Here is a 17854-nt window from a genome sequence, read left to right on the forward strand (position 1 = left end):
CTCGCGCTCGCCGTTTCATTCGCTTTCGGGTTAATCCGTGCCGCGCACAATCCGCAGATCGCGCTCAACGCCGTCGCCCAATGCGGCCAGCGCTTTCTTGTAGGGCTCGCTCTCGTAGGCGGCGACGGCCGCCTCATAGGTCGGAAATTCGATCACGACCGTCCGCTCCTTCAAGCCCTGCTCGCGAGCCTCCTCGGCCACACCGCGCACGATGAACTTGCCGCCGGCAGCCGCCACGGCGGGCGCGGCGAGCTGCGCATACGCGGCCAGTTTTTCCGCGTCTTTCGTCGCGCGATATGACGTCACCCAGTATCCCTTGCTCATTTGAGGCTCCTTTCAACGTTGGAAAAGCAGTCGTTGTCGTGCACGACGGCGAACGAGGATTATGACGCCTCGCGGCGTCCCCATCGCCCGCACGGTCAATCGCTCAACTGCGGCTGGTGAATTGTAAGGCGCCGGCTCGCGTTACGTCACGAGGGCGGTCCTGCAAATAATGGCAATACCGGTTACGCTGTCTGCGGATTTCGCTTTGACACACGACCGGAACACAGCAATGACTCAAGCGCTCACTATCGATTTTGTCTCCGATATCGCATGCCCGTGGTGCGCGATCGGCCTCTCCTCGCTCCAACGCGCGATTTCGCGTCTCGGCGACGCCGTCGACGCGCAAATCGTCGTGCATCCGTTCGAATTGAATCCCGACATGGGACCGGACGGCGAGGCCATTGTCGACTACCTCGGCAAAAAATACGGCCGCACGCCGGAGCAGATCGCCGAAACGCAGGCCGCGATCCGCGAGCGCGGCGCGAGCGTCGGTTTTACTTTTGGCCCGCGCAACCGCGTGTACAACACCTTCGACGCGCACCGTCTGCTGCATTGGGCGGGCATCGAGGGCAAGCAGTTGCCGCTCAAGTTGGCGCTGCTGCAGGCGTATCACGCTGACGGCAAAGACCCAAGCGATCATGAAGTGTTAATCGAGGCAGCGCAGTCCGTCGGGCTCGATGCCGTGAAGGCGCGTGACGTACTGCAAAACCGAACCTATGCCGCTGAAGTTCGCGCAGAGGAACGGAATAACGAGGCAATGGGTATTCAGTCGGTGCCGGCCATTATCTTCAACCGTCGCTACCTGGTGAGTGGCGGACAGCCTGTCGAAACTTTCGAGCAAGCCATCCAGCAGATTCTGGCTGAAGCGAAGGACGAAGGTTCACAGAACACGTAACGCTGAACGTCGTGCCCTGATCGTTCCGAGCATGACGACGCATACCCTGCAAAAACAGGGCATGCGTGTTCACCTCACTTGAAGCGAGCCTGCTTAGAACGCGTGACGCATGCCCACGGTGACCGCCACTTGCGTGTTGGTCGCGGACGGCGACAACGTGTTGATCATGGCATGCGAGAGCACGGAGTCCGCAGGCGCGCCATGCACGTTCTGATAGACGCCTTCGAGATAGAAGTCCGTGCGTTTGCTGATCGAGTAGTCGGTTTGCAGCATGGCCGTGTTCCATCCCGGCGAGGAACCGTTATACGCGCCATGTGTGTACGTGTACGCGCCGGAAACGCTCAACGCCGGCGTGAGCGCGTACTTTGCGTTCACCTCGTAGTTGTCGAGACGCAGCGAACCACCCAGCGATCCCGCGGAGGTATCGCCCGAACCGAGATAGCTGCCCGTGCCGAACGAGAACACGCCCGACGCGTTGTCGATCTGAGTGTGGCTCCAAACCAGCCCGACCGTAGCCGGCCCGAACGTGTAGTTACCACCCAGCGACCAGATACGCTGGCGTTCTGCGAGGAAGTTCGCGCTGGTATCGCTCGAAGTCACCGCGCCGCTGCCATTGCCCGCGTTGTTCAGTTGCAGATAGCCGGCGGCAAGATTCAGCGGACCTTGCGCATACGAAACGCCGAAACCGTAAGACCGGTTATTCCCGAAGTCGCCCGCCTTGTTGCTGAACGAATACATCGTTTCGAACGTAACGCCGCGGTAAGTCGGGCTCGCGTACTTGACCGAGTTGTTGATCACGACGGAATTCGCAGCAAGGTTGTCGTTTTCGAACGGATGCGCGGCCATGCTGCCGCCCCACGTGTTGAACTCTGCGGTAAGCGGTCCGACGAGGTCGTTCATCACGTCGAACTGGCGGCCGAACGTCAAGGTGCCGTAAGGATCGCTTTGCAGGCCGACCCATGCCTGAGAACCGAAACCATTACCGGAGAATGCCTGCGCCCCGTTGTTCAGCAGAAACCCTTGTTCGAGCTTGAAGATCGCGTGCAAGCCGCCGCCCAGATCCTCCGAGCCCTTGAGACCGAACACCGTGTTCTGGGTCGAACTGCTCAATACCTGCCAGTTGCTGTGCCCAAACTGATTGTTCGTGTAAACCAATCCCGTATCGATGAGGCCGTAGAGCGTCACGCTACTTTGCGCATGCGCCGACATCGTAAATGCGCCGAAGAGCGCGGCCGCGAGTAAAGACTTTTTCATACTTGTTGGCTCCGTGATCAAGCGGTAATTGAGGGTATCAATTGCTCTTTCCACCAACGCCGTAAACACGCATGCAATACATTCGAAACGGTTGTTGCGCAAACTGCGAGAAGCATAATTAATTATTGGATGTTTATTGCGCGACACGTCATTTCAATGGCTATGCCAAAGTGTGCGCTTATCTATTGCATGGTTTTCAAGTCGGCTCAGTCGGCGCGTGCTAGCTAGCGCGGCGGAAACGAGCCCCCCGATCATAGGACGATGAAAATAAATGCGTCGTCAAAAAAATAAGCGGCGTGGCGTCAAAGGAACAATGAGGGGCGGGAGCTTAACGTGTTGCGGCGTGTGACGGAAGTGTGGTGCGGGATTAACGACAACAATCGCGCGAAAGGATTACGTAATTTATCGGGAAGAACTCGTTTCGGCACATCGATCCGCGGTCGTCCAATGCGTCCCGAAACTGCCGCTTAAGGTTCTCTTAAGGACGCGGCTTACATAGTTCGGCCACTCGCGGTTCGTCTTGCCGAAACAGCACGACGTGATCCCCGACGACTTCTTCATGGCGGCGACCTGGAATCCTACGGGGCAGCCGCCGGTTCTCCATTGCCACGACATCCATGCACATTCATCGTATTCTGGAGCGAGCCCGCCTGCGGCCGACGTTCCCGCGAGTCCTGGTGCTGGAGTTTTTTCACGAGCACGCTCGCGACCACTTCACAGCTGAACAGGTCTATAAGCTTCTCAACGAAGACGTGCGCAACATGAGTCTTGCCACGGTCTATCGCGTGCTCGGTCAACTCGTGGATGCGGATTTATTGTCCGGCGTGGCCTTTGGCGACGGCCGCATGGTCTACGAACTGAATGACGGGACCCGGCACGACCATCTCGTCTGCACGGTCTGCGGTCGAATCTATGAGTTCTTTGACGCGGAAATCGAGGCGCGACAGCAGTCTATCGCGAGCAGCCTCGACTTCGCGGTGACGGGACGTCAGTTGGTTCTGTTCGGCATGTGTGCCAGTTGCAGAAAGAGCGGCGCGCGGGCAAAAGCCGTAGTCAGGAGCTAGAGACCCGCGACACCGCTTCTCGACTCATACTTGCGCCGCTGAAGCTTCTGCCGCAGCAGCCGCAAACGCGCGGAAGTTCGCTGGCGTGGCAAAGGCCAGATACTGTTTCTGCATCTCTTCCGTCAGCACTTCGATCAGCAGAACGTTTTCGATCCACAACTCGATCACATCGAAAAAGTCGTGACCGCGCGTGCAGCGCACCGCACGCCAGCCCTCCCGGTCGCCGATCGCCAATACTTCCTCGGGGGACAGTTTGCTCGCGATGGCAATGTGAAATGCGCTGTATCGCGAGGCGGTGCCCGCCTCCGCAACAAACGAGCCCTGTTCGCCGCCGGGGCTAAGCACGCGTTCGTTGGGATAAGTCTCGATGATCGAGCCACGGTCGTCGCCGGCAATCGCCATCCAAGAATCGGGAAAGGAAGGGAACGGTGCGTGAAATCCGCCCCACAGTTCGGCAATGACACGTGCGACGTGTTCCGGATTGTGTGCCGGGATGGAAGCATGAAACAGCATGAGTGACCTCCGTCGAAAATCTATAGTGAGGGATCGGTCCTTGTATACGTTCCAAAGGCGGTCTTTTTCAAACCGCTCTATTTAGTTTTCTTGTGTGCCGACGCGTGCCGCGGCTGGCCATTTCGCCAGTCATCCGTGCACGCGGCACATGCACCCGCAGCGTTCAGCAATTGTGTTGCAGCGCGCGGAGCCTGCTGCGAATCAGCAATTCATGCTCATTGGGCGGCGATACTCGCACTCGGAAGATGCACCGTCAAGTGGGGGTATCACCTCCACTTTCGTGTGATGAATTGCGTTGCGACTCGGGACCCGTTTCTTTCTGTGAGTGCGGCTCGTCTTAACTAGCGCAGAGATATCTGCATCGGCGCAACGAGGCTCAGGTTTTCTTGAAAGCGCTGTACAGCGTCTTTGCAAGCGCGCTCAACTCACCACCGCTCTCGCGAAGCGACGCGATCTCCGCGCCACTCTCCAATGTCCGTTCCACTCTGTCACTCCGATCGCGTTTGACAGCGTCCACAACAGCCTGGGGCAACGCGGACAGTTGGTCGACCAAGTGGAAATCGGCCAGGCCCGTGAGCATTGGATTGTCGGAGCCGCTGAGCATGGACCGTGCGTCAGCCTTGAAGAGCACGAGCGGTTTGCCCGCGTGCCACGCCAACGATGCCTCGACAACCGTGCCTTCATCGGCGACGCGGCCGTTGAGATTGGCGACGACCACATCGCAACGCCTGAGCAACTGATACGTATCCAGGCTGAAGATTGCGCGGTCGAGCATGTCCGCGGCTTCTTCAACCGACGCGCCGAGTTTCTCGAGTTCCGGCTTCAGCTTCGCGAACTCGAGACCGTCGCGATGCGGAAGAAATGTCGTCAAGCCCGCCGCCTCCAGCGTGGCGGCGATCGAATCCATTTCGGCTCGTTCGGCTGCGTTGAAGAGCGGACCAGCGCAATACACTCGTGGCATCTTTGTTTGTCTCCTGAGGACGGAGGAATCGTGAAGTATTCTCGCAACGCGTGTCGGCATGCGACTGCGCTGCGAGGACCGTTTACGATAACCATCGAGGAAGCAAAGTCAATGCAGAGCGTCGGCCACCTATCGCCCGGCACTCTGGGCGCGCAGACACGTATCTGTGCTACGCACTACGCCGGCCTCTCGCGTGCCGTTCAGTCGTAATGCCGATGCTTATGATGACGCTTGCCCGATCGGTCGCCGCGGGAATAGTCGTCGGCATACGAGTTGGAGCGCGAGATGTTGCCGCCGAGCGCCGAACCCGCACCGCCGCCCAACGCAGCGCCGACAAGACCACCGCCGCGACCGCCCATCGCATTGCCGGCCGCCGTGCCCGCGCCGCCGCCCAGCGCGCCGCCAATAATGGCACCGGTGCGCTCCCTGCGGTTCGACGTGACCGCGCCGCCGGCGCCGCCACCCACTGCGCCGCCAAGCACGGCGCCCGTGCTGCCGCCTACCGCGCCGCCCAGCGCAGCGCCGGCCACGCCGCCGAGCGCGCCACCCAGCGCGTTGTTCATATCGCCAGCCATTGCCGACAACGACGCCGAAGCCGCGAGCGCCGCAACGGCAACAATCTTGAGGATTTTCTTCGACATAAAAAGCTCTTTCATTGTTGTTGACGGCGCCGAGTATAACCGCGCTTTTGAAAGGCTCTTGTAACCACGTCGCAGCACATCGGTAAGACGTGTAACAAAATGATCGAGGGGCCGAGAGCGGAAGCTTTTATCGCTTCAAGCCGAAACGGAAGAGACCATCGTCCGGTGTTTTCCAATATCCATCGGACAGCCAACCATATTGATTATCGCGCCGACAATACTGGCGAGCTGTCGCAATCCGCAGCCCGCCAACCGCTCATTCGAACCCTATCCGCGCCGCTTCTTTTTCAACTCGACGGTCTCGAACAATTCGTAGTTCTGCGTCGGCACCTGGTCCGCGCCGGGCGCGTGATAGTAGTTCATCGTGATCGTAGTCTCGCCGCCCGGATGCCCCGGATCATGATCGAACACCGCGATCCCATAACCGGTGCCGGTATCGCGTTGCGCCGACCAGATCGCGTCTTCCACGGCGTCCGCGCTCGCGCGCACGAAAGTCCCTGCCGTCGTGCCGGCCACCGGGCGGTTGGGACGCGTAAAAATACGCGCCTGCGGCTGCCCCGTGCCGACATCCATGCCATAGACGTCCAGCGGCGCGCTCGTGCCGCCGCCGCCGAGAATCAGGTGAATCGTGCCGTGGCTCGTATCGAACGTCGATGCACCCGGCGACACCGCCGACATCACCGGTTTCGGCTGCAACGTATCCACCGGCCGGCCCGTCGCGATGTCGGTGCCCTTGTTATGGTTGCAGCCGCGCACGGGATAGCTGCGTTCGTAGTCGTGATCATGACCGCACAGCACCAGGTCCACGCCGTAGCGATCGAACAGCGGCAACCACGCATCGCGGATGCCCTTATCGGACCCGTTGCCGGTCTTCGACGAACTCAGCGCGTCCTGATGCATCTGCACGATGATCCAGTCGACCTCGTCGTCTTCAGCGGCATGGCGCAATGTCTTTTCGAGCCACCGCGTCTGTTCGCCGGCGCTATAACCGCGCACATAGAGCGAAGTGCCGGGCTGGATGGGCGGATTGCCGGTGCTCGCAACCGGCACCAGCGGATCCGGGCCGGCAACGAACGCAGCCGCGTCCTGATAGACGACGTCGTCGGCATCGAGCGAAATGAACAGCACGGAGCTTACGCGGAAGCTGTACCAGCGGCCCTGAAAGCGCGTGTGATTGTCCGGCAGCGTATAGCGCGCGAGATACGAAGCGAGGCCTTGTTCGCCGTTATGAAACTCAAGCTCGTGGTTGCCCGGACACGGCATCCACGGCCGGTTCGACGCGGACGTCTGGCAGTTGTTGCCGAAGTCGCGCCACGCGTCCGGCTGGTGCGTCGGATTCAGATTGGCGTAGCACAGGTCGCCGTTGAGCAAGTGGAACAGCGGCTGAAAGCGCTCGACCGCCTGCACCGCGAAGCGGCTTTGCGGCGATGACAGAACCCAGCCGGTGTTCGGCGTCGCGAGATCGCCGTAGCTGGTCCAGCGAAACGGCGCTCGCCCGCGCGGCGCAGTACGGAAACTGGCCGTGAAGGGCTGCGCGGCGTTGCTGTCGTTGTCGGCGGTCACTTCGTATTCGTAGCTCGTATCGGGCTTCAGGTCTCGCAGACGCGCGTGATACGTGAACACGACTTCGCCGTTGAGGCCGTCGGTGTATGTGCTTTGGATACCAGGCACCGTATGTCTCCCCTCGCGCGCGCCGCTAACGCGCACCTGCGGGTTGACCGCCGGCGCAAGCGACGCCCACGACACCGTGACCTCGTGGGTCGGATCGTTGCCCCAGGTCAGGTGGACCTGCTCCGGTGTGCCATCGGGCGTGCTGTTCGCCGCGCGCGCGGCCGACGATAGGGTGCCGGCCGCCGTAGCGAGACTGGATGCGCCGGCAAACTTCAGGAACCCACGACGCGAGACGATGGAAGCGCCTTGATCGATCGGCGAAGCCTTAGCGATTTTTTTGTTCGACATGTCTGGTGTTGTTGTACGGGGGTGGAAGGACGCCGACGCGCAGGCGGGGCACACCGCGTTCTTCGTGAACGGCGAGTGCGCTGGAAACCGGCGCGCAACGGAAACGACCAGCCATCGTAGTCGCCAGGCTATGACACTCAGATGAAACCGCGTGAGGCGCAGAGCGTTCGCCCGCATTCGAAGCGCAAGGGCGCGGCGACGACACGCAATGATGTGATGGTGAACGGCGAGCGAGTTTGGTGTTGAATGCCGTTCCGCACCGAGCGAACGCCGGGCAACGGCACATGCAGAGAATGACGATTCGCTGACAACGTTGAAAGGCTCGACGAACTTTACGTTTAGTAAGTGTCGCGCCTAACGCTGGGGCGGTTGCGGGTTATTCGCCGGATTGGTATCGAATCGGGACACGCGTTGTATTCCGTCTTCACTGACCAGCTGCAATAGTTCGTTTTCCAAAATATCGGCGGCATCTTTACCGTAGACTTCGCCGCCATTCACATAAACGGTAAACGACCGCAGGTACTTCGCCTTCTTCTCCGGGTTCTCGATTGTCTCGCGGGTCCATTGGTAGAGCGGATAGTTTTCCGTGCCCTCGCGTTCTGCTTCGCTCACATAGTCGGCGAATGCATCGAACTGGCATTTCAACGTCGCGTCGTGCCGGCGCAGAACATCGCGGAGCGCGCTATGCGACGCACCGGTGGGCTCGGTATGTAACGTGTCGGCCAGTTCCGGCGAGACAGTAATCCGCAACTGGAATTGCAAGGCAGGTTCCATAGTCGCCTCGGTGTCGGCATTCGTGAACGCTCATTCCTTGTCAGCGGAATGAGCAGCAACCTTCTCTTCTATCCGCGCAATCTCGTGGCTTGGCACTGGCATGCCGAGCAGAAAGCCTTGGGCGTGCGTGCATCCGCAGGCGCGCACGAAATCCAGTTGCTCTTGGGTCTCGATGCCTTCCGCCGTGGTCGGTATGCCGATTTCCCGCGCCAACGCGACGATCCCACGCACTACCGCCGCCGACTCCCGACGATGCACGGACTCCTTGACGAACGAGCTATCGATCTTGAGCTTGTCGAACGAAAAGCGCACGAGGGTCGACATGGTCGAAAAGCCGGTGCCGAAATCGTCGAGCGCGAGCCCGATGCCCAACGCTCGCAGCCTTCCGACGTTGCGCCGGGTCACGACATCGTCGTTCAGCAGCACCGTTTCCGTGACCTCGATATTCAGGCGCTGCGGCGGCAACTTCGTCTTGCGCAGAATCGCCGAAACGGTCGACGCAAACGACTCCTCCCGCAATTGCACCGGCGATACATTCACGGCGACGGTCACCTTGTCTCGCCAGGTCACCGCTTCCTTGCACGATTGCAGCAAGGCCCACTCGCCCAGGGACAGAATGAGGCCCGTACGTTCGGCGGTAGGAATGAACGCGGCAGGCGAGAGTTCGCCGCGCGTGGGATGGGTCCAGCGGATCAGGGCCTCGCGGCCGGACACCGCACCGCTGCTGAGATCGACAATGGGCTGGTACTCCATGCGCAGACCGCTGAAGGAATGCAGCGCGCCTTCCAGATCGCTGCGCAGAAGGCTCAGGCTTTCATCCGACGCGTGCTTCGCGGCGTCGAAAATAGCGAACGCGCTTTTGCCGCTGCGTTTCACCGCATACAACGCGCGATCGGCGCAAATCAGCAGTTGCGGGCCGGTTTTCGCGTGGTCTGGATAGAGCGAGACACCCACGCTCGCGCCGATATGCACCAGCGCCTCGCGCAGCGCGAACGGGCGGGCCAAGGTCTTCACGATTCGGTCCGCCAGAATGCGCACGTCGCGAGCCTGGCCCGTGCCATCGGAAAGCGCCACGAACTCGTCGCCAGCCAGGCGTCCGACAAGGTCGCCGCTCGGCAACACTTCACACAAGCGAATTGCCGCTTCCTGAAGAATCTGATCGCCGGCGGCATGGCCTAGGCTGTCATTGATGGCCTTGAATCCGTCCAGATCGATCAATAGAACAGCGAACGATTGATCTTCGCGCATGGCGCCCATCTCTGTGCGTTCGAGCAGCAGTTCACTGATACGCGCGCGATTGGGCAAGCCGGTTAGGCTGTCGTGATGAGCGAGCCGGTGGCTGTTTTCCCGCGCCAGAAGCAACGCGACCGTGTCGCGATTGCTGCGCAGCGCAACCGTAAAGAAGCCGGCGGCGCAGAACGGCGCCTGGAACAGCAGCACCAGTTTTCCGGAGCCGGGCGACAGCGCCGCCCCGAGAGCCAGGAGTCCAAGAATGAACGTGATTTGCAGCAATACGAGCCGAGGGGTGCCGGCATTGCGGCCGGCCAATCCGCCGATGACGCCCACGGCGCAAACGTTGCCGAGCAGGAACAGCGTCTGGTCTCCGCTGATATTGCACAGCAGGGTGCCGTAGCCGAACAGCACGCTCCAGAGGAGGCTCGCAAACAGGAATGCGGAGGTAGGAGTGGGCCGGCCGTTGGCGCTGCGCGAGCAGCACAACCAGATCAAGGCGAGCCGGGCAATCAGCAATGCGACAACGGCGCCGCCCCAACTCGCGTAAAGCGCCTTGGGATAAAGGTAGTAAGCGGTAGCGCAGACGCTGATTTCACAAATCGATGCGAACACGATCGACGCGGTTCGCGTGAACAGATTGGCAAGCAGTATCTGGCGATTATCCGCGCTCAGATCCTGAGAGGAAGAGACGACCCACTTGAAAAATGGAGACCTTGGTTCGCTGAAAGCCATGACCTACGCATTTTTGATGGTTGATAAATCGAAACCCGCGCGTATCGCGATTATTGCGTAAACGCAGAGGATCGGGTTAATTCGACTGACAAAACGAGTCGACTTCCCTCTGGGCCGGAAAAAATGACTTGCAGCGTGCCGTATCCAGCATTAAACGCGGGTTGGTTCGTGCGCCCGACCGTTTTCGGCGACGTCACGAACGACATGACGACTGCGCGTGAGAGGATATTTGGCCCAGTGCTGTCGATCGTCCCCCTATGGCGACATAGACGATGTCATCACGATCGCCAACGATACGCGCGACGGTTTGCCGGCTTATCCGTTGTCACAAGACACGCCGCGCGCGCACGAGGTCGCGGCGCGGATCGAAGCGGAACGCGCGCCGGTCAACACGCTGGCGCATGAGCCGGCCGCGCCGTTCGGCGGCTTCGGGCAATCCGGTATTGGACGTGAATATGGTACGTTCGCGCTGGAAGCGTTTCTGGAGCCGAAGTCGGTGCTGGGGGTTTTCGGACTGTTCATTGCCGCCCCCCCGGAAGCCGCGCGAGTCGAGTATCGATGTACGATGCCGTATAGTGGATGAACCGCTGATTTCCAGCGGCGTACCCGTAGATCGGCGCGATGGGGGACTACGAGATGACAGTCGCAAATACATTGATGAACGGCTCTCGCGAGCCCGTGCCAGAGTCGCTCCAGACGTTGGTCGAGTATCTCGAACTCTCGCTCGACAAGGCGTCGAGCGTGGTCATGACGCGCCCCGCGAACGACGTTTGCACCGTCTACCTGGGCGACCCGGCCGGTCTGATCGAGGAAATGAAGAAGCTCGGCACGATTGCCATCCCGCTCGCCAATGAGATGCTGGTACTGACGCGCTCGGGCGTCAACGAGATGGAGATCGGTGGCCAGGCCTATCGCTTTGTGCGCACTTTCACGCAGGTCGAGGACGCCGCGGCGGTTGTTTTTTCGGCGGCCTAGGCAGGGGTGCGAATCGGTTGTACGGCGGGTTGCGGGGCGCGTCGCCATCACTCGTCCGCACTCGCGGGTGCGGCGTTGCGGACGCACTTTCCGGGACGCCGTCGACGACCTTGCGATCCGCCGCGTTATACTCTGCCGATGGATACGAAGCCGATCACGCTGAACTGTTGGTGGCGCGCCTGACTTAGGCGGCCCGTTTCCACTCGACCATCGAAACGTGATGCCGCCAGTCCTGGCGGCATTTTCGTTTCTGCGCGCCGACGGCTGGTGGTATCGACAAACGCACAACCCCAGACCATGACAGACGCAAAAACGACCACGAACCAACCCATTATCCTGACCGGCGACCGCACGACCGGCCCGCTGCACCTTGGCCACTATATCGGCTCGTTGCGCTCGCGCGTGCGGCTCCAGCACGAGGCGCAGCAGTTCCTGCTGCTGGCCGATGCGCAGGCCATGACCGACAACGTCGGCCGGCATCAGAAAGTCACGGAAAATGTCATCGAGGTCGCGCTCGACTATCTCGCCGTCGGCATCGATCCGGCGAAGTCGACCATCTTCATCCAGTCGCAGGTGCCCGAGCTGGCGGAACTGACCCAGTACCTGCTCAATCTCGTCACGGTCGCGCGCCTCGAGCGTAACCCGACCATCAAGGCGGAAATCGTGCTGCGCGGTTTCGAGCGGGACATCCCCGCCGGCTTTCTGACGTATCCGGTCAGCCAGGCCGCCGACATCACCGCGTTCAAGGCGACGCGCGTACCTGTCGGCGACGACCAGTTGCCGATGATCGAACAAACCAACGAGCTGGTACGCCGTTTTAACAACACAGTCGATCGACAGGTGCTGGTCGAATGCGAAGCCGTGCTCTCGCACGTTGCACGGCTGCCGGGCATCGACGGCAAAGCCAAGATGAGCAAGTCGCTGGGGAACGCGATCACGCTGGGCGCGACGCCGGACGAAATCACCAAGGCCGTGAACAACATGTACACCGACCCCAACCATCTGCGCGTCAGCGATCCGGGCCAGGTGGAAGGCAATGTGGTGTTCGCGTTTCTCGACGCGTTCGAGCCGGACGTCCCGATGGTCGACGAACTCAAGGCCCACTACCGCCGTGGCGGCCTTGGCGATAGCGCAGTCAAGCGCGTGCTCAACGAACGCCTGCAGTCATTGATCGCCCCGATTCGCGAGCGCCGCCGCGAGTTTGAATCCGACCGTGCCGAGGTGCTGAACGTCCTGCGCCGCGGGACGATGCGCGCGCGGGAAGTGGCGGGCGCGACGGTATCCGAGGTGAAAAATGCGCTCGGTCTGAACTATTTTCAGAACTGAGCGGCTGGCGGCGAGGACGCTCTGCCATTGAGCGTCCGCTCGCCCAGCCTACGATTTGCCCTTGAGCGTGAATGGAGCCAGCAGCGACTGCACGTCGATCTGCCGCCCCTGAAGCAGAAGCAGCCTTGCGTGGAGCACGGTGTTTTCAAGAACCAGCTTGGCGGTGCTCAGCAGGTACAGCGCATGGATGTCGGACACCGACATGTTGCCGGCCTCGACCTGGTGGTGGCGCTCGACGAGCGAGGTCATCACCAGACGCCTGAGTTCCTGTTCTCCGAAGGGAAGGTCGGCGTAGTCGATCGGGTCGTCGGCTTCGACTTCTCGCAGCATGTCAACAAGCGCTTCCGTGCTCACTTCCATGTTTCTGCTCCCACGTTGTCGGTTAGGAACTGCATCGCCAGATTGCTTCGTGCAACGTTCCCAGACTAACGGGTCTATCTGGGCGAGTCCAGTGCGAATGCGAGGCAACGCGCATAGCGGGTTAGGTCGTGCTGCGCGCGTGACGTGTGGCCAGCGTCAGCGCGACGTTCCAGCAAAGCGCCGCCAGCAACGACAAACCGATCGCCAGGCGCTCGATAAACACTTCGGCATTGTGCGCGATGGGTGCGAGACGTCCGCGTTGCTTCCCAAAACCGACAACACGGATGAGCGATCCGCGTTCGCGTGATAGCGTCTAGCGGAATCACCGTAGTCGAACCGGCGCAACACGGCGCTGTGTTTTCCGCTCCAAGATAGCCAACGGCGCCACCTTCACCCCGCTTTACTTTTGACCACTTTCGCCCGCGTGCTCGCGGACGTTTTGTTCTTCTTCAAATGGGTCTGGTTGTATGCAATCGCAGCGCGCACGAGATTTTTTAGCGCGCGCGCATTGACCTTATCGCCTTCCAAAAAATCGATGGCGCGTCGCGCGTTGCCTTCAAGACCCGCGTTGAATAGCTTGTCAGGATCATCGAGGCTGGCCCCATGCGCAAAGGTAACCTTCACCTTCCCCTTGTGCGCGTTGGCGACCGCGATCATGCCGTCCCGGGACCACACCGGGCTACCCATCCATTTCCATTCCTCAATGATCTCCGGGTCGGCCTCAAGGATGACCTTGCGGACACTCGCGAACGTTTTGCCACGCCAGTCCGTTAGACCCGCAATCAGTTCGTCGATCCGTTCCGATGCATTGACCAATTCTTTATTCATCGATTCTGGTCCCCTTTAATGCCACCACAATTTGAATCAGTGGCTGCATCGTTAATCGTCTGGAATATAAGCGCTGAGGTCGCGTGCAAGTCAAGCGGGATACGGCGTGCCGTCCTTATGCGCGAACCGGCCGTCGGCGTTGGCACTCATCATGTCGATGTCGGAGCAGGTTAGGTCACGTGTCGTTTGAAGACTCGCGGAAGGAAAGTCGCAAGTGCGCCAATCCGCAGCGGGACATGCCGATCGATTCTCTACGATTTCCCGCGACCTGTCGAATCAGGAAATCAGCGCGTGTGTATCGCCGACAATTGGTATCCTGTCAGACCGAACCCACGGAACATGCGATGACAAAACCAAAAAAACTCGCGCTTCTCGCGCTGGCATTCACGCTGTTCGGCTTGTACAAGTTATTTGTCGTTTTCCAGGACATGCAAACCGGCTGCATCCAGTTTCAGACTCATCGGACATGCAGCTACGAAAATGCGGAGAATTTCCAGGGCATGCTCGATCTCGAACTGATGTTCGCGTGCGCTTGGGCCGCGGGTGCAGTGGTCTGCTGGATGGTCGCCGCGCAGGCGCAAAAAAAGGAGCGGTGAATCGTTCGGCATTTACCGGAACGCAGCCTTTATCCCGTGACTCAGCTTGGCTTGATTGCACTGCGACAAAGCCAGAAAAGAGAAGAACGCCTTTGCGGCATCTTTCCGCCAGGATGCCATACGTATGCCGGCTGAGAAGACGGTTACGATCTTAACGTCCGCAGGCATAGGACCCGTCACATGGATGCCTGGCAAGTGCATCAATTCACTTAACTGCTGAAAACCCAACTCGATGTCCCTGCGCGCGACCAGCGCGCCGACCGGAACACCGGGCGGGCCCGCACAATGGGCCACGCCGAGGGAGTAAGCTTGCCGTCGATTGCGAGTATGAACCGCACAACGCCTGAGGGTTTTTCCTGGTCTCAACCTGCGTCGATATCGGCGTCGTCGGATCGTCGTAGGAGTATGTCCAACTTCTGTAATGAAAGGAGAACACACCATGGCTACCGGAACGATCCACCTCCACCGAGTCTTGCGTGCCACGCCCGAACGCATCTATCGCGCCTTCCTCGAACCGGATGCGATAGTCCGGTGGCTTCCGCCGTACGGTTTCACCTGTCAGGTACACCACATGGATGCGAAGGTCGGCGGCACCCATAAGATGTCTTTTCGCAACTTCGGCACCGGCCACAGCCACTCGTTCGGCGGCGAGTATCTCGAACTGGTGCCGTTCGAGAAAATCCGCTACTCGGACCGATTCGACGACCCGAATCTGCCGGGCGAGATGCAGGCCACCATTTCATTGCGGCAATTGTCGTGCGGAACCGAACTCACCGTTTTGCAGGAGGGCGTGCCCGAGGTCATTCCTGTGGAGATGTGCTACCTCGGTTGGCAGGAGTCGCTTGTCCAACTAGCTAGGCTCGTCGAACCTGTGATTCCTGACTGACGACGCACGCGCAACGGCGTGCAGGCCAGCGTTCCAGATGCCTGCAGACGCGATCAGTCGAACTCGACCTCTGCCTCGCATTCCACGGGCACGTTGAGGGGGAGCGTCACGCCGACTGCCGACCGGGCATGCGTTCCAATATCCGGCCCGAACAGCTCAAGGATCAAATCCGAGAAGCCATTGGCGATCCGTGGCATCTGGTCGAAAGTTGGCGCTGCGTTGATCATTGCGAAGACACGTACCCACGCCGTAATGCGGTCCAGGTCGCCGAGCGCTTTCTGAAGACTCGCCAATTGTGCGAGCGCTACAAGGCGTGCTGCTGCGTAGCCTTCGTCCGGCGAAACTTCCGCGCCGACTTTGCCGACGGGCTGCGCGATCGTCCCGTCCGCATTGAGCGGCACGTGGCCCGAGACAAATGCTCGCGTGCCGCTCACGCGCACCCAGGCGAAGGGCAACGACATGCGCACGTTTGCTGGCATCTGCAACGGCTGCGGCAAGGTCAATCCCATTTGCGCCAGCTTTGCTTCGATTCTTGTCATCGTCGTCTCCTCGGCATCCACGCAGAACGTTAGATGCCGGCAATCCGCTTTTCAAGTCGTAACGTGAGGATTAACAATCACGCGCACCCTACCCGAGTTCGATCGGCTGTCCGTGCGGCGTGCGGCGCGCTGCTGCGTCCCATGCGTCGCGGCGATGCAAAAGCGAGTCGTCGGTTACGAGTCCCTTGATCGTGCTGATGCGCTCCAGTGCAGTCAGCCAATGCGAGTAATAAGTGTCGCCGTGGTCCTCGTCGCCGGCGGCCTGCGCGTCGCGAATTGCCTCGTTCAGGCACACAGCCCACTCGCCCCAGCTGAACATGCCGCGCTCGTGCAACGCCAGCGTCATCGCAAACGCCTGCGCTTCCCACGGTGCGTTGAAAACCGGCCCTGCGTCGTCGCAAGGCAGTGTCGGCAATGCGGCGCGCAGTGCGGGCAGTTTAGTTCGAGCCTCAGTCATCGTGAGTAGAAGGCAGCTCGAGATAGGGTTCCCAGCAGTCGACGCACACCGACGCCGCCGTCGTATCAGACCCCCACAACTCCGCACCGTCGAAGCACACCGTGTAGAGCCATTGCGGCTGCTCGCCGAGGCCGATCGCATTGGCGTCGGGAAAAACGTGCGCGCCGTGCACGGCGACAATGCGCCCGCGTTTGCCCCGACAATAACGCGGCAAACGAGTGTGCGAAGAAGGATTGATTTGCCGGGCCCGCACTCTATCGCCGATTGCAAACTTGGCTGCCACGGTTGCGGGCCGATCGACGGGACTGCCGCGAAACAGCGCCGCCGATACATCTTTAGCCATCAACACGCGCGGAACCGGCACCGCTGGATTCGTCGACTCGCCTGATTCGATTTCGCCGGCCGTGGCCAGACCTGTACTCAGGATGAGTTTCTCCAAACCCTCGAACCAGATCTGGTAGTAGCTACTAGAAAGGTATTGCGCTGGCGGCAAACTCTCCCGCGCCGCGCGCGACATGTCGATGTTCCACTTGCCGGTCGCGCCCATGGCGATTGTGGTCGCGTGGACCCTTCGCTCCCAGTCGGCGTGAAACGGCGAAATGTCGTTATCAGGGCTTATCGGACCGAAAGACTGCATGCCACCGAGGTCCTGCGCGCCGTTCATGGTGTCCCCCGTGTCGACTCGGGAGTCTTCGGCAATCCAGTGCCGATCATCGAATCGCGCGTGACCAGTTCGGCTAGCGCCTCTTCGGAGAAACCGTCAGTCCCTGGCGGCTGCATAGGCAAAACGAGGTACCGGACTTCAGCGGTGGAGTCCCACACACGGAACTCGACCTCCGCAGGTAATTCGAAGCCGAACTCCTTCAATACACCGCGTGGATCGATGACGGCACGCGAACGGTATGGCGCCGACTTGTACCACACCGGCGGCAGTCCGAGCACAGGCCACGGGTAGCACGAACACAATGTGCAGACCACCATGTTGTGGATCGCGGGTGTGTTCTCCAACACGATCATGTGCTCGCCCTGCCGGCCCGTATAGCCGAGTGACGCGATCGCTGCGGTGGCGTCGTGGAGCAGCCATTGCTTGTACGCCGGATCACGCCACGCTTTTGCAACTACACGGGCACCGTTGCGCGGCCCGACTTTGTGCTCATAGGTTTCGACGAGTGCGTCCAGCGCCTGCGGATCGACATAGCCTTTTTCGACCAGCAGAGACTCCAGAGCACGAACACGCAGATCCAATTCCGACAAAGCACTGCCGTGATGGTCGTGCGTGTGGGTGTGCGGGTGCGGGTGGGGATCGCCGTCAGGATCGTTACCGTTCATCGCCGTTCACCGCGAGCAATAAAGGAAAAAACAAGTATGGTTCGCGCGGAGACCAAATGCAATCTCGGTCAAGTTAAGCGTGCGCGCAGGGCCGTACGGCGAAGTTCAGCCGACCATCGCCTGCGCAATTCCAATAGAACCTACCCTTCATGTGATCCGCTTCAGCCGCGATGCTCATAGCGTCATTTCAACAATACTTGAAATATAA

At 60.3% G+C, this 17854-nt stretch carries 21 protein-coding genes and 2 pseudogenes; 7 read left to right on the top strand and 16 right to left on the bottom strand.

What is annotated here, in order from left to right:
• Positions 1–30: 30 nt before the first annotated feature.
• On the bottom strand, positions 31–324 hold the full coding sequence (locus tag B0G71_RS30265; RefSeq protein WP_116122916.1) for a DUF1330 domain-containing protein: 294 nt from the start codon (positions 322–324) through the stop codon (positions 31–33).
• A gap of 229 nt (positions 325–553) precedes the next feature.
• Here B0G71_RS30265 and B0G71_RS30270 point away from each other — a divergent pair, with 229 nt between their 5' ends.
• Positions 554–1219, top strand: coding sequence for a DsbA family oxidoreductase (locus B0G71_RS30270; protein WP_116146392.1), 666 nt, complete (start codon positions 554–556; stop codon positions 1217–1219).
• Positions 1220–1312: 93 nt separating this feature from the next.
• On the opposite strand, the gene B0G71_RS30275 is transcribed toward B0G71_RS30270, so the two are convergent.
• Positions 1313–2473, bottom strand: a complete 1161-nt coding sequence (locus B0G71_RS30275; protein ID WP_116146394.1) for a porin — start codon at positions 2471–2473, stop codon at positions 1313–1315.
• A 617-nt stretch (positions 2474–3090) separates the two neighbouring features.
• Here B0G71_RS30275 and B0G71_RS30280 point away from each other — a divergent pair.
• Positions 3091–3537 (top strand): Fur family transcriptional regulator, encoded by a 447-nt coding sequence (locus B0G71_RS30280; protein WP_116146395.1) that lies wholly within the window; start codon positions 3091–3093, stop codon positions 3535–3537.
• A gap of 24 nt (positions 3538–3561) precedes the next feature.
• Here B0G71_RS30280 and B0G71_RS30285 read toward each other — a convergent pair whose 3' ends face one another.
• From B0G71_RS30285 to B0G71_RS30310, 6 genes are all read right to left on the bottom strand, one after another.
• Positions 3562–4050, bottom strand: a complete 489-nt coding sequence (locus tag B0G71_RS30285) for a hypothetical protein (RefSeq protein ID WP_116146397.1) — start codon at positions 4048–4050, stop codon at positions 3562–3564.
• 376 nt (positions 4051–4426) lie between these two features.
• Positions 4427–5071, bottom strand: a complete 645-nt coding sequence (locus B0G71_RS30290; RefSeq protein ID WP_309546276.1) for a nucleoside 2-deoxyribosyltransferase — start codon at positions 5069–5071, stop codon at positions 4427–4429.
• Between the two features lie 140 nt (positions 5072–5211).
• Entirely contained in the window at positions 5212–5652 is a 441-nt protein-coding gene (locus B0G71_RS30295) for a hypothetical protein (protein ID WP_106278903.1), read from the bottom strand.
• Between the two features lie 267 nt (positions 5653–5919).
• Positions 5920–7611: a metallophosphoesterase family protein gene (locus B0G71_RS30300; protein ID WP_116146400.1), complete on the bottom strand. Its 1692-nt coding sequence runs from the start codon at positions 7609–7611 to the stop codon at positions 5920–5922.
• Positions 7612–7965: 354 nt separating this feature from the next.
• Positions 7966–8385, bottom strand: a complete 420-nt coding sequence (locus B0G71_RS30305) for a hypothetical protein (RefSeq protein WP_116146401.1) — start codon at positions 8383–8385, stop codon at positions 7966–7968.
• Positions 8386–8415: 30 nt separating this feature from the next.
• On the bottom strand, positions 8416–10350 hold the full coding sequence (locus B0G71_RS30310; protein WP_116146403.1) for a bifunctional diguanylate cyclase/phosphodiesterase: 1935 nt from the start codon (positions 10348–10350) through the stop codon (positions 8416–8418).
• Between the two features lie 87 nt (positions 10351–10437).
• Between B0G71_RS30310 and B0G71_RS30315 the strand changes: the two are divergent.
• The 3 genes and pseudogenes from B0G71_RS30315 to trpS form a co-directional block, all read left to right on the top strand.
• Positions 10438–10933, top strand: a pseudogene (locus tag B0G71_RS30315) (aldehyde dehydrogenase family protein); the annotation flags it as partial.
• Between the two features lie 53 nt (positions 10934–10986).
• Positions 10987–11325: a hypothetical protein gene (locus B0G71_RS30320; RefSeq protein ID WP_116149004.1), complete on the top strand. Its 339-nt coding sequence runs from the start codon at positions 10987–10989 to the stop codon at positions 11323–11325.
• 297 nt (positions 11326–11622) lie between these two features.
• Complete coding sequence (gene trpS, locus B0G71_RS30325; RefSeq protein ID WP_116146405.1) at positions 11623–12651, top strand: tryptophan--tRNA ligase; 1029 nt, start codon at positions 11623–11625, stop codon at positions 12649–12651.
• A gap of 48 nt (positions 12652–12699) precedes the next feature.
• Here trpS and B0G71_RS30330 read toward each other — a convergent pair whose 3' ends face one another.
• The 3 genes and pseudogenes from B0G71_RS30330 to B0G71_RS42165 form a co-directional block, all read right to left on the bottom strand.
• A complete protein-coding gene (locus B0G71_RS30330; protein ID WP_012428971.1) occupies positions 12700–13011 on the bottom strand; it encodes a hypothetical protein in 312 nt (103 codons plus the stop codon).
• 390 nt (positions 13012–13401) lie between these two features.
• A complete protein-coding gene (locus B0G71_RS30335; RefSeq protein ID WP_116146406.1) occupies positions 13402–13839 on the bottom strand; it encodes a DUF1801 domain-containing protein in 438 nt (145 codons plus the stop codon).
• A gap of 90 nt (positions 13840–13929) precedes the next feature.
• A pseudogene (locus B0G71_RS42165) lies at positions 13930–14013 on the bottom strand (transcriptional regulator); the annotation flags it as partial.
• Positions 14014–14183: 170 nt separating this feature from the next.
• On the opposite strand from B0G71_RS42165, the gene B0G71_RS30345 reads away from it, so the two are divergent.
• Positions 14184–14435: a hypothetical protein gene (locus B0G71_RS30345; RefSeq protein WP_106278920.1), complete on the top strand. Its 252-nt coding sequence runs from the start codon at positions 14184–14186 to the stop codon at positions 14433–14435.
• A gap of 12 nt (positions 14436–14447) precedes the next feature.
• On the opposite strand, the gene B0G71_RS42735 is transcribed toward B0G71_RS30345, so the two are convergent.
• Positions 14448–14930, bottom strand: a complete 483-nt coding sequence (locus B0G71_RS42735) for a substrate-binding domain-containing protein (protein ID WP_404935416.1) — start codon at positions 14928–14930, stop codon at positions 14448–14450.
• Here B0G71_RS42735 and B0G71_RS30355 point away from each other — a divergent pair.
• Entirely contained in the window at positions 14875–15321 is a 447-nt protein-coding gene (locus B0G71_RS30355; protein WP_116146409.1) for an SRPBCC family protein, read from the top strand. The two genes, B0G71_RS42735 and B0G71_RS30355, sit on opposite strands and share 56 nt — an antisense overlap.
• A gap of 53 nt (positions 15322–15374) precedes the next feature.
• Here the strand turns inward: B0G71_RS30355 and B0G71_RS30360 are convergent, their stop codons facing one another.
• The 4 genes from B0G71_RS30360 to nthA form a co-directional block, all read right to left on the bottom strand.
• Entirely contained in the window at positions 15375–15860 is a 486-nt protein-coding gene (locus tag B0G71_RS30360) for a RidA family protein (protein ID WP_116146411.1), read from the bottom strand.
• A gap of 88 nt (positions 15861–15948) precedes the next feature.
• The gene (locus B0G71_RS30365) at positions 15949–16317 is read right to left on the bottom strand and encodes a nitrile hydratase accessory protein (RefSeq protein WP_116146412.1); all 369 of its coding nucleotides are present in this window, start codon (positions 16315–16317) and stop codon (positions 15949–15951) included.
• Positions 16310–16981, bottom strand: coding sequence for a nitrile hydratase subunit beta (nthB, locus tag B0G71_RS30370; protein ID WP_116146414.1), 672 nt, complete (start codon positions 16979–16981; stop codon positions 16310–16312). Before nthB ends, B0G71_RS30365 begins: the two co-directional genes overlap by 8 nt.
• Positions 16978–17646, bottom strand: a complete 669-nt coding sequence (gene nthA, locus B0G71_RS30375; protein WP_116146415.1) for a nitrile hydratase subunit alpha — start codon at positions 17644–17646, stop codon at positions 16978–16980. The genes nthB and nthA overlap by 4 nt, the downstream gene beginning before the upstream one ends.
• Positions 17647–17854: the final 208 nt, after the last annotated feature.

Origin of the sequence: Paraburkholderia sp. BL27I4N3 (genome assembly GCF_003386115.1) — a bacterium.
Classification (GTDB): domain Bacteria; phylum Pseudomonadota; class Gammaproteobacteria; order Burkholderiales; family Burkholderiaceae; genus Paraburkholderia.